The organism is Kocuria sp. CPCC 205260, from assembly GCF_040981045.1.
GTDB classification, from domain to species: Bacteria; Actinomycetota; Actinomycetes; order Actinomycetales; family Micrococcaceae; genus Kocuria; species Kocuria palustris.
In genome coordinates, this window is record NZ_JAVKPT010000004.1 from 1 (window position 1) to 14,195 (window position 14,195).

Consider the following 14,195-nt stretch of genomic DNA (forward strand, 5'->3'; position numbering starts at 1 on the left):
CGTCGTGGGGCGGTCGAGTTCCGCTGCGAAAAAAGCCGAGGCCTTTTTCAGGATCGGCGGATTCAAGCGGTCAGTGCAACGAGTCCTGTGAGATGAGGCAGTCACTGATCACAGGAGGATCCGGATGCAGGGCAGGCATGGTCATCTCAGCCGGGAGCAGAAGCAGCTCGCGCTCAGGCTGCACGGGAAGGGCTGGCGGCTGGTCGACATCGCGAAGGAGATCAGCTGCAGCGCGCCGCTGGTCGGCATCATGGCCCGCACCGGCAGGCACCTTGACGCCAGGCCGTTTGGGTGGGAGCCACGTCAGGGCTGTCTGACGATCGACGAGCGCGAGCAGATCCTGCTCGGGATCAATCGCGGCGATACCTTCACCGCGATCGCAGAGCAGCTGGGGCGTGCGGTGTCGACCGTCAGCCGTGAGGTGAAGCGCGGTGGGGGTCGCTGCGGCTACTCGGCGTGGCGTGGTCATGAACGTGCCCGCGATCAGGCGCGTCGACCGAAGCCGTTCAAGCTTGCGTCGGGCCGGCTGCTCGAGGAGGTCGCCAGCCGGCTGGAGCAACTGTGGTCACCTGAGGAGATCGCAGCGCGCCTGCGGTTGGATCACGCCGACGACCCGGAGATGCGCGTGAGCCACGAGACGATCTACCAGTCGCTGTTCGTGCAGGGCCGAGGCGAACTGCGCCGTGAGCTGGCGCGGTGCCTGCGGTCCGGAAGAGCGGCCCGCAAGCCCCGCGGAACCACGGACGGTCGCGGCCGCATCCCCGGCATGATCATGCTCAGTGAGCGCCCCGCAGAAGCCGACGACCGCGCCGTGCCAGGCCACTGGGAAGGAGATCTCATCCTCGGCGAGGGCAGCCGCAGCGCCATCGGCACGCTCGTTGAGCGCTCGACGCGAATGACACTGCTGCTGCACCTGCCCGACGGCAAGAGCGCCGAGCAGGTCGAGGCCGCGATGCGCGCCGCAATCAGCAAGCTGCCGTCCTCGTTGATTCGAACGATCACCTGGGACCAAGGCGCGGAGATGTCCAAGCACGCCGCGTTCACCATCGCCACAGGAATCCCGATCTACTTCTGCGATCCCCACTCGCCCTGGCAGCGGGGGAGCAACGAGAACACCAACGGCCTGCTGCGCCAGTACCTGCCCAAAGGCACCGACCTGAGCGTCGTCAGCCGCGAGGAGTTGGACGCGATCCAGGACAGCCTCAACGGACGCCCCCGCAAGACGCTGGGCTATCTGACACCATCAGAGAAGCTCACAGAGTTCCTTGCGCCCACCGCTTGAATGCGCCATCTCGTTAGCGCGTCTGGCCTCGGCCAGTTCGCGTCGCAGGCGGCGGATCTCCTGCTCCGGGGTCTCACCTGCCGCGGCGGGTGCGATCTCGTGGCCGTGGCGGTTGCACCACATCCGCAGTGTCTCCTCGCCGACACCGACCTGCGGGCCGATCACCCGGATCGAGTGCGAGCGAGGCCCGCCCTCAGCGGCCTGGCGCTCCAGGACCATCCTCACAGCACGCTCACGCAGCTCGGGACTGAACTTCTTGGGCATGTTCCGATTCTCCTTCAGTTGGATCGGAACCAAACCCAGGACGCTTCATCCTCCTAAGTCCTGGATTTCCTGCTGATGTGATGCGCGTCCGGATGCCGCCGGGCGCGCATCGTTTTCTGTGCGCTCAGCTGTCATCCTCGGCCTCCTCCAGATCGCCGATCACACCGTCCAGCGACGTCATCACCGTCGAGAGCACCTTCCGCAGCGCTTCCTGCGACTCGCCATCGAGGTCTTCAACACCGAGATCGACGATCACACCGCCGGCTGCCAGCACGGTCCGAGCTGCGGCCATCGTCAGCTGGGACGGCCCCGGATCCTGCGGATCCTCAGTCAGACGAGGCTCCGCCTTCCGCTGCTTCAGCAGTGCCGCGCAACGAGACTCAGCCTCGAGCAGCGCCTGTCGCGGCTCCTCCCACCAGGCCGATTCCGTCGGGGTCGACTCCTGCCCCGATGCCGCCTCCGGGTCCAAGACGTCCCCGGAGAGCACCTGATCGGCATCCGCACCAGGCAGATTCGCGGGATCGACCATCGGGATCCCGAGCCCGTCCAGGGAGACGTCGGCGAACTCGGCAGCGTGCTCCGCCGTCGGAGCCGACTTCTTGGGCTTCTTGTAGGACTTGCCATCCAGGCCCACGACGTTCGAGGACTCCTCAGGTGACCCATTTGGGTCACCTGCCCGTGCGGCACGCTGCACCGTGCTGTAGGACAGATCCGTCGCCTGCGAGATCGCCCGCATGCTCATGCCGGCCTCGCGCATCGACTGCACGACCTCGTCGCGCTGCTCACGCGGCGGGCGCAGCTGGAGCCCACGGAAGTTCGCGTCGATCCAGGCGTCCCACGTCTCGTAGCCCAGCGGCTCCCACACGCGGCCTTCCCAGGCCTGCACGATCAGCGAGTGGACATCAGCCAGCCCCTCGGCAATCTGGTCAGTCAGCTCCCGCGCATCCGCCTCAGTCAGCGGCTGCGGGCTCGTCGTCATCGTCGTCTCGCTCATCGCTGCATCTCCTTCTCCTCATCCGGCAGCAGATCTCGGAGCGAGACCCCGAGCACCTCCGCCGTCTTCATCAGTTCCGTGTAGGTGAAGTCCTTGTGCCCGTTCATGCGTGCCGAGACGGCCGCGTGACCGAGCCCGAGCGCCTCACCGAGCTGCTTCTGAGTCATGTCGCGCAGCGCCAGCCGGGATCGGATCTGGAGCGCGAGCTGCTTCTGCTTCGTCATGCGATCAGCGTGCTCGATTTGAGAACCCTATGTCAAGATCATCAATCTTGTTTCGAGAACGTCGTGTCGCCTGGAGCGCACCTTGGCCACGCACCGCGATACAATCTCGCCATGACTACGACGCCGCAGGACCAGCGCGACAATCCCGTCGCCCACCACGTCAGCGATGAAGTCCGTGCATGGCTGGGGCGCAAACGCCGTACCCAAAGCGACCTCGCTCGGCACATGGGAATCGCCAAGAGCGCGGTCAGTGTCCGGCTGAACGGCAGTAGGGAGTTCTCGATCTCCGAGCTTGTCGAGATCGCCGCTTGGCTCGACATCTCATTGGCGGACCTGCTGGGACCGGAGTTGCTCCAGGCACGACGAAGCCCCCGCAGCGACCGTGTCGCTGCGGGGGCTGGGGAAAAGGAGTGGGCCCTGTGGGGATCGAACCCACGACCCATGGATTAAAAGTCCACTGCTCTGCCAGCTGAGCTAAGGGCCCCACCGCCGCCCGGACGTGCGGACGACGCCCACCATCGTAGACCAGGCACCGCATGGGCCTCGGCTGAGAAATCGGCATCCGCCGCCCGACCCGGTACCGTCGTCCCGTGACCTCCCACGACAGGCAGCAGCGCCACGAGACCGCCCAGAACACCGACGACGATCAGAGCACCTCCTACCAGCTCGACGAGAACGGCGACCCGCTGGGCTGGGCCGACACCCAGCGCCCGAGCCCCGAGTGGTCGGAGTCGGAGAAGCTCTTCGGCCCGTCGCCCATCGAGGGCGCCCTGGCGGCCGTGCTGGATGAGGTCCGCGAGCTGACCGAGGGCGAGCCGTCGTCGTCGATCCCGGCCCTGGCCAACGCGGATCCGGAGAAGCTGGCGGTCGTGGTCGCCACGGCCGGTGGCCACATCTACGAGGCCGGCGACAGCCGCGACTGCTTCTCCATCCAGTCGATCTCCAAGGCCTTCGTCTACGGGCTGGCGATCGAGGACCGCGGCTTCGGGGGCGTGGACGCCAAGATCGATGTGGAGCCCAGCGGCGAGTCCTTCAACCGCATCTCGCTGCATCCGGAGACCAACCGCCCGGCCAACGCCATGATCAATGCCGGGGCGATCACCGCCTCCTGGCTCGTGGACCCGCACCGCGGCACCGCCCGCCGCGAGCGCGTCCGGCAGCTGTTCTCGGCCTTCGCCGGGCGCGAGCTGATGATGGATCCCGACGTCTACTCCCAGGAGCACAAGGAGGGCGACCGCAACCGCGCGCTGGGCTGGATGCTCAGCTCCGTCGGGATCATCGAGGAGGACCCCACCCAGGCGCTGGAGGACTACTTCGCCCAGTGCTCCGTCATGGTCGACACCCGGGACCTGGCGATCATGGGCGCCACCCTGGCCGCCGGCGGGCGCAATCCGTTCACCGACGAGCGCGTCATGGAGCCGGTCACGGTCGAGCGCGTGCTGTCGGTGATGAACTCCTGCGGCATGTACGACGACGCCGGCGAGTGGTTCGTGCGCGTGGGCCTGCCCGGCAAGTCCGGCGTGGGCGGCGGCATCATCGCGGTGGTCCCGGGCCAGCTGGCCGTGGCCACGTTCGCCCCGCCGCTGGATCAGCACGGCAACAGCGTGCGCGGCACGGCCGCCTGCGAGCGCATCTCCCAGGCCATGGACCTGCACTTCGCCCGCGGCCCGCGCCCGTCCAAGCGCACCGTGCGCTCCATCCACTCCCTGGCCGACGCCCGCTCCCTGACCCACCGCGATGAGGACTCGCGCCGGGCCCTCAGCGAGCTGGCTTCGGACGTCGCCGTGATCGAGATCCAGGGCAACCTGCTCTTCCCCGGCACCGAGGAGACCGTGCGCGCCCTGCGCCAGTCGGCGCAGACGGCGAGCTCCGTGATCCTGGACCTGTCCGACGTCGATCAGATCGCCGGCTTCGGCCGCCACCTGATCGCCGTGACCGCCACAGAGCTGTGCGAGGCCGGCCGCGACGTCGCCCTGGTCGTGGGCGACCCCTGGACCGACGACTGGCACGACGCCTGGGACACCGTCTGGGAGGACATCTGGAAGGACGAGCCCGACGACGACTCCGATGGCCCGTCCAACCCCTATACCGACTCGCTGCCTGCCATCTCGGCGGCGCGCAAGATCCGCACCACGACCAAGCCGGAGAACCTCACGGTCTTCGCCACCCGCGAAGAGGCCCTGGCGCACGTGGAGGATCAGCTGATCGAGCAGCTGCGCCGACGCGACGACGACGCCACCGCCTCCGACGCCGACGCCGACGAGATGCCCGATCTGGACGCCGAGTCCACCATCGAGGCCGCGCGCTCCACCGACCTGCTGCGCGACACCGACGACGAGATCGCCGAGACGATCTGGTCGCGCGCCCAGGAGCTGCGGGTCCGCGAGGGCGAGCCCGTGCTGGACCTGGAGCCCGGCGAGTCCGCGGTGGTCCTGGTGGTCGAGGGCCTCGTGGAGATGATCCCGCACGGCTCCCACGAGGACGGCTCGGTCGTGCGCCGCATGCGCCCGGGCACCGTCTTCCGCTCCTCGGGCGTCAGCGACGAGCGGCTGAGCGTGCAGGCCGTGGCCGGCACCGACCTGGTGGTGCGCGTGCTCGACGCCCCTGCCCTGCGGGCGCTGGAGCAGGAGGAGCCCGCCGCAGCTCTGGAGCTGTGGCGCTCGATGGCCCGGGCCGCCTCGGAGGACCTGGAGACCGCCCTGCGCGCCAACATCGGCTGGGAGCCCGGCGACCACTGGAACGAGACCCCGGTCGAGGACTGAGCTCTGGTCTGCTCACACGGGGCTTCGGCTGAGCGCTGATCGGACCCGTGCGGCCTGATGCGACCGGCAGCAGCGGTCGTACGCTGGAGGCATGTCTGCTCGTGATCATCACCGCCCGGTGAAGTTCGACCCCGCCCTCTTCGACCAGAGGATCGGCGGGGTCGATCCCGCCGTGCTCGCCGAAGCCGCCCACGTCACCGCTGCGGCCGTGCTGCACCGCGGTCGCGGGCACGAGGATCCCGAGGTCAGGCGCCGGCTCGTCGAGTTCACGGACACCGAGGGCCTCGACGGCCTGGCCGCCCTGTGGTCGGAGGCCCCTCCGGTCAGCCTTCCCGGGGCGCTGTGGCGGCTCTACGCCCTGCGCTCTGCCGTGCAGGCGGATCCGGTGCGCCTGAGCAGGTGGTTCGAGGCCGGGCGCGACACGGCGCAGGTCTCCTACGTGGTGGCCGGGGTGGCCGACCCGCCCCGGGCCGCGGAGATCCGGGAGATGGCCGTCGCGATCCTCTCGGGCGCCTGGAACGGCGACTTCGACGTCGCCCTGGAGCGCTTCGCCGCCTTCTGCCGCGTCACAGCGCTCGGCCGCACCCGTCTGGGCGATCCCTGGGCATCGGACGACGAGACCCGACGCACCACCGAGCGCCTTCCGAGCAGTCCCGCCGCAGGCGAGCTCGCCGTCGAGGCTGCGGCCGCCGAGCTGGACGGCGAGCGGATGGCGCGCCAGGAGATCGCCGGGGCCAAGCGCCTCGAGCGCACCGCTGATGATCTCGAGGCCGCCGCTCGGGCCTGGCGGGCCGGCTCGCTCGACTGAGGCGTTGCCGGACCGAGAGCCCGGCAGGCGCCCGACCGGCGATGGGCCCGCACCGCCAGGGCAGTGATCCGGACCGTGTCGTCGGGCTCGGACCCACGTCGGGATCGCGCGGAGCCGGCGCGGACCCCGGCCCCGTCGGCGGCTTTGACCCATCACCGGGGGCGGCCCGTACAATGGATGCCAGGTGCCGGGCTGCGGCAGCCCCGGGCTCCATCATTCAGCCGCCTCGAGCGGCCACACGCCGAGAGGCGCTCCCGGTCCGGCACCCCTCAACCATCGATCGGCCACGAGCCGGTCCCTGACCAGGTCCCGCAGCCGCCGCACTGCGGGCTCATCCGCTCCATCGACCGAAGGCATGGCTCCATGGCACTGCGTGTCTTCCCCGAGGACAGCGGGGTGCTGCACACCCTGGCGCAGCTCAGCGATCAGGTGCAGGAAGCGGTGCGCTGCTGCTCCGAGATGCTCCCCGCCGAGGGTGATCGCGTGGCCGAGCTGCAGGCTCAGACCAGCAGCATCGGCACCCGGACCGCGGATCTGCACTTCGGGGCCATGACCTCGGCTCGCACCACCTACGCCCTGCCCCTGCCCCGTTCGGACATCTACATCCTCAGCAGCCACCTGGCGGAGGCCTCCGAGCACCTCCAGCTGTGCGTCGAGGCCCTTGCCGTCGACCCGCACCGTCTCTCCCACGGCGCCCACACCACGGAGCAGCTCTCCAGCATCAGCCGCATGGCCTCGCTCTCGCGCACTGCCGTGCTGCGGCTGCGCACGCTCGAGGGGCTCGACGAGTACTGGTTCGACATGCACCGCCTCCGCAAGCAGACCGAGCGGACGTTCCTGGTGCACCGGCAGCAGCTGTTCCGGGAGCTGGAGCCAGCAGAGGCCTTCGAGTCGCTGCAGACCGCCGATCAGCTGCACGAGGCCGCCCGCTCCATGACGGCGCTGGCCCACGAGGTCGGGCGCATCAGCATCTCCGAGGCCTGATCCGTGCTGCTCGCAGCCTCCGCCGCCGTCCTCGTCCTGGCTCTGGCCTTCGCCGTCATCAGCTCCGGGCACGACGTCTCCAACGCGATCGCCATGCCCGTGCGCCATCGGGCCCTGACTGCTGGCACGGCGCTGGTGATGGCCGCGGTGCTCAACGTCCTGGGCGTGGCGCTGGTGGCGCTGCTGGTGCCCATGCAGCCGGCCACCGAGAATCTGGAGACGCTGGTCCCGGATCCGCGCACGGGACTGCTGGTGGTCGCCAGCGCGCTCATCGTGAGCATCGCCTGGGCCCTTCTCACGTGGCAGCGCGGCCTGCCCGCCTCCATGGGCGCCACCCTGACCAGCTCCCTGCTCGCAGCCTCCCTGACCGCCGGGGCCCTGGGCCTGACCAGCTATCCCCCGAGCGCGGCCTGGCCCCTGGGCCTTCTGCTCCTGCCCGTGGTCCTGGGCCCGCTGGTCGCCTTCGCCCTGTCCTGGGTACTGCTGATCCCCGTGGTTCACCTGGCCAGTCGGTTCGAGGCCGACCAGGTCACCCTCTCGGCGCGCGTGGCCCTGGCCATCGGCGCCACCGCCATCAACCTCGGCCACGGCGTGATCCACGGACCGCGCATGATCGCCCTGGTCACCGCCGTCGCGGGGCTGTCAGGCCTCTCTGCTCTCGAGGCGCCCGAGGCCGCCGTCGCGATCGACGTCGTCGTGGCCCTGTGCCTGGCCGGCGGCAGCCTGCTGGGCGGCTGGCAGATCGCCCGCACGATCTCCTCCCGCATGGTCCGCCCCGATGCCGTGCGCGGGGCCACCGCCCAGGCCGTGGCCGGCGCCCTGCTGCTGCCCGTGGCGCTGGGCTCGGACGTGCAGATGTCCACCTCGCAGACGACCGCCGCCGCCGTGCTCGGCGCAGGCGTCAACCAGCGCTTCCGCTCCACGCACCACGTGGTCGTCGCCCAGGTCATCGGCTGCTGGATCATCACGATCCCCGCCTGCGCCGCCGCCAGCGCCGTGCTGGTCACTGCGGCCTCCCCCCTGCTGAGCCTCTGAAGGACCCCTGCCTTCCCCGGCTGTCGCCGCTGCGCTTCCTGCCCCCGACGCACGCCGCGGGACCGCTCGATCAGCTCCCGGGCACGCCGTCCGAGAATGACAGCGCCCCCGCTCGGATCCATCCGAGCGGGGGCGCTGAGTGCCTCTGAGGAGCCTGCGCGGGCAGGCCCTGCCGATCAGCCGAAGCGACCGGAGACGTAGTCCTCGGTGGCCTGCTGCTGCGGGTTCTGGAAGATGTTCGTGGTGTCGTTGTACTCCACGAGCTTGCCGGGCTTGCCGGTGGCCTCCAGGTTGAAGAAGGCGGTGCGGTCGGCCACGCGCTGGGCCTGCTGCATGTTGTGAGTCACGATCACGACCGTGAAGTCCTTCTTGAGGTCGTGGATCAGGTCCTCGATCGCGATGGTCGAGATCGGGTCCAGGGCCGAGCAGGGCTCGTCCATCAGGATGATCTCGGGCTTCACGGCGATCGCGCGGGCGATGCACAGACGCTGCTGCTGGCCGCCGGACAGGCCCGACCCCGGGCGGTCCAGACGGTCCTTGACCTCGTTCCAGAGGTTGGAGCCGCGCAGGGACGACTCCACGAGCTCGTCGGCGTCCTTCTTGGAGATCGCCTTGTTGTTCAGCTTCACGCCGGCCAGCACGTTGTCGCGGATGGACATGGTGGGGAACGGGTTCGGGCGCTGGAAGACCATCCCGATCGTGGAGCGGACGGTCACCGGATCGACGCCGCGGCCGTACACGTCCTCGCCGTCGATCAGGACCTTGCCCGTGGTGTAGGCGCCGGGGATGACCTCGTGCATGCGGTTCAGGGAGCGCAGCACCGTGGACTTGCCGCAGCCGGACGGGCCGATGAAGGCCGTCACGGTGTTGGGATCGATATCGATGTTCACGCCCTCGACGGCGCGGAAATCTCCGTAGAAGACATCGAGGTTCTCGACGTCGATTCGCTTCGACATGTGGTTCAGAGCTTCTTTCTCAGTCGGCGGAGGGTTCAGCGACCAGCGGTCTTGGGTGCGAAGGCGTTGGCGATCAGTCGTGCCGCCAGGTTCAGCAGCATGACGAAGACGATCAGCACGAGCGCGGCAGCCCACGCGCGATCCGTGGACGGATCAGGCGTGGTCGGCGAGATCGGGCGCATCAGCTGCTGGTAGATGAAGGTCGGCAACGAGGACATCCAGTCGTGGAACGGATTCGCGTTCATGGAGTCCAGGAAGCCGATCGTCACCATCAGCGGTGCCGTCTCACCGATCACTCGGGCGATGGCCAGCGTGACGCCGGCGGCGATGCCCGAGATCGCGGTGGGGATGACCACCTTCAGAATCGTACGCCACTTGCGCACTCCCAGGGCATATGAGGCTTCTCTCAGCTCATTGGGCACGACCTTCAGCATCTCCTCCGTGGACTTCACCACGGTGGGGATCATCAGCACGGTCAGCGCGATCGCGCCGACGATGCCCATGCGCACGCCCTGCTGACCCAGGATGATCGTGAAGAGGGCCGAGGCGAACAGGCCGGCGACGATCGACGGGATGCCGGTCATGACGTCCACCAGGAAGGTGATGATCTTCGACAGCGTGTTGCCGTTGGAGTACTCGACCTGGTAGATGGCCGTCAGCAGGCCGATCGGGACCGAGATGATCGTGGCGCACAGGGTCACGATCACGCTGCCCACGATGGCGTGCAGGATGCCGCCCTGGACGCCCGTGCCGTTCTCGACGCTCTGCTGATCGTCGATGGCGGTCACGCTGGACATGGTGGTGGTCAGCAGCTCCGGCGACAGCGTGGGGATACCGCGGAAGAGCACGGTCCAGATCACCGAGATCAGCGGGATGACCGCCACGATGAAGGCGCCGTAGACCAGATAGGTCAGGGCCGCATTCTTGCCCTGACGGGAGCCCTCGATCGAGGTGACCGCGATCGGAGCGGCGATCAGGAAGACCACGGCCGCGAACAGGGCCCACAGTGCGACGCTGAAGCTCACGAGGGCGGCCAGGGCGGCTCCGACGACGATCGAGCCGACGAGGATGGCCGGGATCAGCCACTTGGGGCGCTGACCCGACGTGAGCGAGTTCTGATTCTTGGGGCTCCGGGTCTCGGAGCGCTGCTCAGTGGTGTTGGTCGACATCAGTTTGCCCCCGAGAATTCCTTGTAGCGGGCGGTGATCGCGCGTGCTGCGAGGTTCACGATCAGCGTGATGATGAAGAGCACGAAGCCGGCGGCGATGAGCTCGGTGAACCGGTTGCCGAAGGCCTCCGGGTAGTTCAGCGCGATCTCCGCGGCGATGGTGTTGTTGCCCGTGCGGATCAGCGACCACTGCAAGCCGCCGGTGGAGAGCACCAGCGCCACGGCCATGGTCTCGCCGAGTGCACGGCCCAGGGCCAGCATGACGGAGGAGACGATGCCCGCCCGGGCGAACGGCATGACGGCCTGGCCGATCATCTCGAGTCGGGTGGCGCCGAGGGCCAGCGAGGCCTCCTCGTGCAGCTTGGGCGTCTGGACGAACAGCTCGCGGGACATGGCGGTGATGATCGGCAGGATCATGATCGCCAGCACCACACCCGCGGTGAGCATGGTGCGCCCGGTGTTCGAGGCCGGCCCCTCGAGCAGCGGGATCCACCCGAAGCTCTCGGCGAGCCAGTTGTAGAACGGCACCAGCGCCGGAGCCAGCACCGTCATGCCCCAGGCGCCGTAGACGACCGAGGGGATGGCCGCGAGCAGGTCGATCACGTAGCCGACCGGCTTGGCGACCTTGGGCGGGGCGAAGTGTGAGATGTACAGAGCCACGAGGATGCCCAGCGGGGTCGCGATCAGCAGCGCGATCACGGCCGCCATCAGGGTGCCCAGGACGATCGGGTAGACGTAGGCGAAGAACCCCTCGCCGCCGGTGATGGCGGAGCCCGGGATCGTCAGGATGTCGGCGGACTTCCAGCCGAGGAAGGTGAAGACCGCAAGCAGGATCACGAAGATCAGGATGCCTGCGGCCAGGCTCAGACCGGAGAAGAGCTGGTCGCCGAAGCGCCCGCCCTTCGAGCCGGAATCGAAGGCCCGGGAGCCCTCCGGCTTCTGCTCCGGCCGCCTCTTCTCAGAGACATTGGTGGACATTCTCGACCCCTTCGGGTGTAGATGCTTTCGTCGGCGGGCCGTCGGGCCGCTCGTGGTTGCGCGGCCAGCGGCCACAGCGACGGGCCCGCCCGTGCCCGGGATCTCTCCTCAGGGAGGCCCGGACGGGCCCGTCGCGGGGCGCGCATGCCGACTGGGTCGGCCTGCGCGCAGCGGATCAGCCGGCGGCGGTGATCTGGTCGATCGCGTCGTGCGCCTCCTGGCGCATTCCCTCGCTCAGCGGAGCGGAGTGCGCGGCGTCGGCAGAGGCCTGCTGGCCCTCCTCCGAGACCACGTACTGGCCGAAGGCCTTGGCCGCGTCGGCGGTGTCCTGATCCTGGTACTCGTTGCAGTAGATGTGGTACGAGACCAGGATGATCGGGTAGGCCCCGTCGGCCTCGGTGTCGCGGTCGAGCTCGAGCGCCATGTTGTTCTCGGCGCCGCCCTCGACGCGCTGGGAGGCGTCGACGGCCGCAGCGGCAGCGTCGGGGCTGTACTCGACGTAGTCTTCGCCCACGCCCACGGCCACGGTGCCCAGATCGCCGATGGCGGAGGCATCGGCGTAAGTGATGGCGCCGTCCGTGTCAGAGGCGGTGGAGACCACGCCGGAGGTGCCCTGGGAGTTCTCCTGGCCGGAGATCGGCCAGGACTCGGAGGCCTCGTCCGACCAGGCCTCGGGGGCGGCCGCATGCAGGTAGTCGGTGAAGTTCTCGGTGGTGCCGGACTCATCCGAGCGGTGCACCACGGTGATGTTCGTGTCCGGCAGATCGGCATCCGGGTTCTGCTGGGCGATGGCCGGATCGTTCCAGGTGGTGATCTCGCCGGAGAAGATGCCCGCGATGGTCTCGGCGTCGAGGTTCAGGGAGTCGATGCCCTCGAGGTTGAAGCCGACCGCGATCGGGGAGATGTAGGCGGGGACGTTGAACGCACCCTTGTCGCCGCACTGCTCCTTGGAGGACTCGAACTCCTCCTCGTCCATGGCGGCATCCGAGCCGGCGAAGCTCGCGCCGCCGGCCAGGAAGGCCTCGCGGCCGGCGCCGGAGCCATCCGGCGAGTAGCGGACCTCGACGGCCGGATCCAGCTCGCCGGCGCCATCCGACCAGGCGTTCATGGCCGCCTCCTGCGAGGACGCGCCCGCGCCCTGCAGCGTGGTCGTGCCGCCGCCGCCGCCGCAAGCGGTCAGTGCGATAGCGCCGATGGAGAGAATCGCGGCGCTCTGGCCGATGCGAGAAGCCTTCACGTGGTGCCCCTGTTCCTGTGGTTCTGCTGAAGCTGACGTGCCGGTGAGGTCCGGCGGCGCTGGACGAAGGCCCCGAATTCCCGGCCAAGCCCACCCAACGCTCACCGACTCTAGGATCGGCACGTAGCCGGACTCCGCTCAGGCCGTGAACGGAAGGTGAACTTCCCCGACCCTTCGGCGGTCTTTATGTATTGCTGAGCACATATTTTTTGATGGCGTGAGCGTCGTCATGCGGACCGCAAGCTCCCGAGCGGCCAGCATCGAGGCACCCTCGGTGCCACCGGCGAGGGGGCCAGATGCACCTAGGATGGCTCGCATGAGCGAAGCCGAGCAGAGTCCCGGGCTGGTGCACCGCGCCGGCAGGGAGTTCAGCGAGCGCGCCCGCGCCGGCGGGGCTCGCCTGCGCGGCGACATCCTGCAGGCCCTGCAGCTCACGGTCGCCGCGATCGGCGCCTTCGTCTTCGCCGAGAACGTGCTCGGGCACACGGGGCCGATCTTCGCGGCCACGGCGGCCACCGTGGCCCTCGGCTTCTCCAAGGGCGGGCAGCGCTACCGGCGCGTGCTCGAGGTCGCCATCGGCTGCACGCTCGGCATCGCGCTGGCCGAGGTGCTGATCCACTTCATCGGCGTCGGGACGTGGCAGGGCGGCGTCGTCATGCTGGTGTCCATCCTGCTGGCCCGGTTCCTGGACAGCGGCGTCCTGTTCACCACGCAGATGGCCCTGCAGTCGCTGCTGGTCGTCATGCTGCCGCCGTCGTCCGACGGCGCGTTCGCCCGCTCGACCGATGCCATGGTGGGCGGGGTCTTCGCCCTGCTCATGGCCTACCTGGTCCCCTCAGACCCCCGCCGCCAGCCGCGTGTGCACGTGCGCCGGCTGACCGATGAGCTCTCCGCCGTGCTGCGCGAGGCCGCCCAGGCCATCACCGAGGACGACTCCACGGCCGCATGGCACTGCCTGGTGCGCGCCCGGCGCACCCAGTCCGAGATCGATTCCGTGAAGACCGCGCTGCAGGCCTCCCAGGAGATCGCCGCGGCAGCGCCCGTGCATCGGCGCCACCGCTCGGAGATCGAGCAGATCGCGATCTCGGCGCACTACCTGGACCTGGCCGCGCGCGACAGCCGGGTGCTGGTGCGCCGGGTGGCCGGGGTCATCAACCACGTCACCCTGGCACCGGCTGCCATCGAGTCGATCTCCGAATGCCTGAGGGACATGGCGGATTCGACCGACACGGTGGGCCGCGCCCTGGCCGTCCCTCAGCGGGAGTCGCGCGAATCGTTCCTGCGCCAGGCGCGCAACGAGCTGATCACCGTGGCCGAGCGCCTGAACCCCCAGGACATGGGCGTGCAGACCCTCGAGGGCCAGACCCTTGTGCTGCTCATGCGGCCGCTGGCGGTGGACCTCCTCGAGGCCACCAACATGGACCACGAGGACGCCATCGCCCACCTGCCGGCCCTCGACGACTGGGACCGCATGTGAGCACCCGCTGTGCTGTCGGACCCGGT

At 69.1% G+C, this 14,195-nt stretch carries 14 protein-coding genes and 1 tRNA gene; 7 read left to right on the plus strand and 8 right to left on the minus strand.

The genetic code is table 11. From position 1 onward, the window contains the following. Nucleotides 1-124 precede the first annotated feature (124 nt). Nucleotides 125-1,282, plus strand: coding sequence for an IS30 family transposase (locus RF645_RS08455; RefSeq protein ID WP_053447561.1), 1,158 nt, complete (start codon nucleotides 125-127; stop codon nucleotides 1,280-1,282). Here the strand turns inward: RF645_RS08455 and RF645_RS08460 are convergent. The 3 genes from RF645_RS08460 to RF645_RS08470 all read right to left on the minus strand — a co-directional run bounded on the left by RF645_RS08460 (nucleotide 1,244) and on the right by RF645_RS08470 (nucleotide 2,764). Then, nucleotides 1,244-1,546 (minus strand): transposase, encoded by a 303-nt coding sequence (locus RF645_RS08460; RefSeq protein ID WP_137802753.1) that lies wholly within the window; start codon nucleotides 1,544-1,546, stop codon nucleotides 1,244-1,246. The two genes, RF645_RS08455 and RF645_RS08460, sit on opposite strands and share 39 nt — an antisense overlap. Before the next feature lie 124 nt (nucleotides 1,547-1,670). Next, entirely contained in the window at nucleotides 1,671-2,540 is an 870-nt protein-coding gene (locus tag RF645_RS08465) for a hypothetical protein (protein ID WP_368818930.1), read from the minus strand. Beyond that, nucleotides 2,537-2,764 carry a helix-turn-helix domain-containing protein gene (locus RF645_RS08470; RefSeq protein WP_058872135.1) on the minus strand — a complete coding sequence of 76 codons (228 nt, stop codon included), beginning with the start codon at nucleotides 2,762-2,764 and terminating at the stop codon, nucleotides 2,537-2,539. The genes RF645_RS08465 and RF645_RS08470 overlap by 4 nt, the downstream gene beginning before the upstream one ends. Nucleotides 2,765-2,875: 111 nt before the next feature. Here RF645_RS08470 and RF645_RS08475 point away from each other — a divergent pair, with 111 nt between their 5' ends. Beyond that, complete coding sequence (locus RF645_RS08475; protein ID WP_137802759.1) at nucleotides 2,876-3,214, plus strand: helix-turn-helix transcriptional regulator; 339 nt, start codon at nucleotides 2,876-2,878, stop codon at nucleotides 3,212-3,214. On the opposite strand, the gene RF645_RS08480 is transcribed toward RF645_RS08475, so the two are convergent. Then, nucleotides 3,176-3,248 (minus strand) — tRNA-Lys (locus RF645_RS08480). The two genes, RF645_RS08475 and RF645_RS08480, sit on opposite strands and share 39 nt — an antisense overlap. A 106-nt stretch (nucleotides 3,249-3,354) precedes the next feature. On the opposite strand from RF645_RS08480, the gene glsA reads away from it, so the two are divergent. The 4 genes from glsA to RF645_RS08500 all read left to right on the plus strand — a co-directional run bounded on the left by glsA (nucleotide 3,355) and on the right by RF645_RS08500 (nucleotide 8,353). Continuing rightward, nucleotides 3,355-5,526, plus strand: a complete 2,172-nt coding sequence (glsA, locus tag RF645_RS08485; RefSeq protein WP_314301655.1) for a glutaminase A — start codon at nucleotides 3,355-3,357, stop codon at nucleotides 5,524-5,526. A 91-nt stretch (nucleotides 5,527-5,617) separates the two neighbouring features. Beyond that, nucleotides 5,618-6,334, plus strand: a complete 717-nt coding sequence (locus RF645_RS08490; protein WP_368818931.1) for a hypothetical protein — start codon at nucleotides 5,618-5,620, stop codon at nucleotides 6,332-6,334. Between the two features lie 363 nt (nucleotides 6,335-6,697). Further along, nucleotides 6,698-7,318: a hypothetical protein gene (locus tag RF645_RS08495; RefSeq protein WP_137802750.1), complete on the plus strand. Its 621-nt coding sequence runs from the start codon at nucleotides 6,698-6,700 to the stop codon at nucleotides 7,316-7,318. Between the two features lie 3 nt (nucleotides 7,319-7,321). Then, nucleotides 7,322-8,353, plus strand: coding sequence for an inorganic phosphate transporter (locus tag RF645_RS08500; protein ID WP_137802749.1), 1,032 nt, complete (start codon nucleotides 7,322-7,324; stop codon nucleotides 8,351-8,353). Between the two features lie 176 nt (nucleotides 8,354-8,529). On the opposite strand, the gene pstB is transcribed toward RF645_RS08500, so the two are convergent. The 4 genes from pstB to pstS form a co-directional block, all read right to left on the minus strand. After that, complete coding sequence (gene pstB / locus RF645_RS08505) at nucleotides 8,530-9,309, minus strand: phosphate ABC transporter ATP-binding protein PstB (protein ID WP_053446833.1); 780 nt, start codon at nucleotides 9,307-9,309, stop codon at nucleotides 8,530-8,532. Nucleotides 9,310-9,344: 35 nt separating this feature from the next. Next, nucleotides 9,345-10,478: a phosphate ABC transporter permease PstA gene (gene pstA, locus RF645_RS08510; protein WP_137802748.1), complete on the minus strand. Its 1,134-nt coding sequence runs from the start codon at nucleotides 10,476-10,478 to the stop codon at nucleotides 9,345-9,347. Then, nucleotides 10,478-11,455 (minus strand): phosphate ABC transporter permease subunit PstC, encoded by a 978-nt coding sequence (pstC, locus tag RF645_RS08515; protein WP_137802747.1) that lies wholly within the window; start codon nucleotides 11,453-11,455, stop codon nucleotides 10,478-10,480. The genes pstA and pstC overlap by 1 nt, the downstream gene beginning before the upstream one ends. Nucleotides 11,456-11,630: 175 nt before the next feature. After that, nucleotides 11,631-12,692 (minus strand): phosphate ABC transporter substrate-binding protein PstS, encoded by a 1,062-nt coding sequence (gene pstS, locus RF645_RS08520; protein WP_137802746.1) that lies wholly within the window; start codon nucleotides 12,690-12,692, stop codon nucleotides 11,631-11,633. A 316-nt stretch (nucleotides 12,693-13,008) separates the two neighbouring features. Here pstS and RF645_RS08525 point away from each other — a divergent pair, with 316 nt between their 5' ends. After that, entirely contained in the window at nucleotides 13,009-14,169 is a 1,161-nt protein-coding gene (locus RF645_RS08525; RefSeq protein ID WP_137802745.1) for an aromatic acid exporter family protein, read from the plus strand. Nucleotides 14,170-14,195 lie beyond the last annotated feature (26 nt).

Bases quoted from the DNA above. Each gene is read 5' to 3' on its own strand.
- RF645_RS08455 (WP_053447561.1), top strand. From the start codon at position 125: ATGCAGGGCAGGCATGGTCATCTCAGCCGGGAGCAGAAGCAGCTCGCG.
- RF645_RS08460 (WP_137802753.1), bottom strand. From the start codon at position 1,546: ATGCCCAAGAAGTTCAGTCCCGAGCTGCGTGAGCGTGCTGTGAGGATG.
- RF645_RS08465 (WP_368818930.1), bottom strand. From the start codon at position 2,540: ATGAGCGAGACGACGATGACGACGAGCCCGCAGCCGCTGACTGAGGCG.
- RF645_RS08470 (WP_058872135.1), bottom strand. From the start codon at position 2,764: ATGACGAAGCAGAAGCAGCTCGCGCTCCAGATCCGATCCCGGCTGGCG.
- RF645_RS08475 (WP_137802759.1), top strand. From the start codon at position 2,876: ATGACTACGACGCCGCAGGACCAGCGCGACAATCCCGTCGCCCACCAC.
- RF645_RS08490 (WP_368818931.1), top strand. From the start codon at position 5,618: ATGTCTGCTCGTGATCATCACCGCCCGGTGAAGTTCGACCCCGCCCTC.
- RF645_RS08495 (WP_137802750.1), top strand. From the start codon at position 6,698: ATGGCACTGCGTGTCTTCCCCGAGGACAGCGGGGTGCTGCACACCCTG.
- pstB (WP_053446833.1), bottom strand. From the start codon at position 9,309: ATGTCGAAGCGAATCGACGTCGAGAACCTCGATGTCTTCTACGGAGAT.
- pstA (WP_137802748.1), bottom strand. From the start codon at position 10,478: ATGTCGACCAACACCACTGAGCAGCGCTCCGAGACCCGGAGCCCCAAG.
- pstC (WP_137802747.1), bottom strand. From the start codon at position 11,455: ATGTCCACCAATGTCTCTGAGAAGAGGCGGCCGGAGCAGAAGCCGGAG.
- RF645_RS08525 (WP_137802745.1), top strand. From the start codon at position 13,009: ATGAGCGAAGCCGAGCAGAGTCCCGGGCTGGTGCACCGCGCCGGCAGG.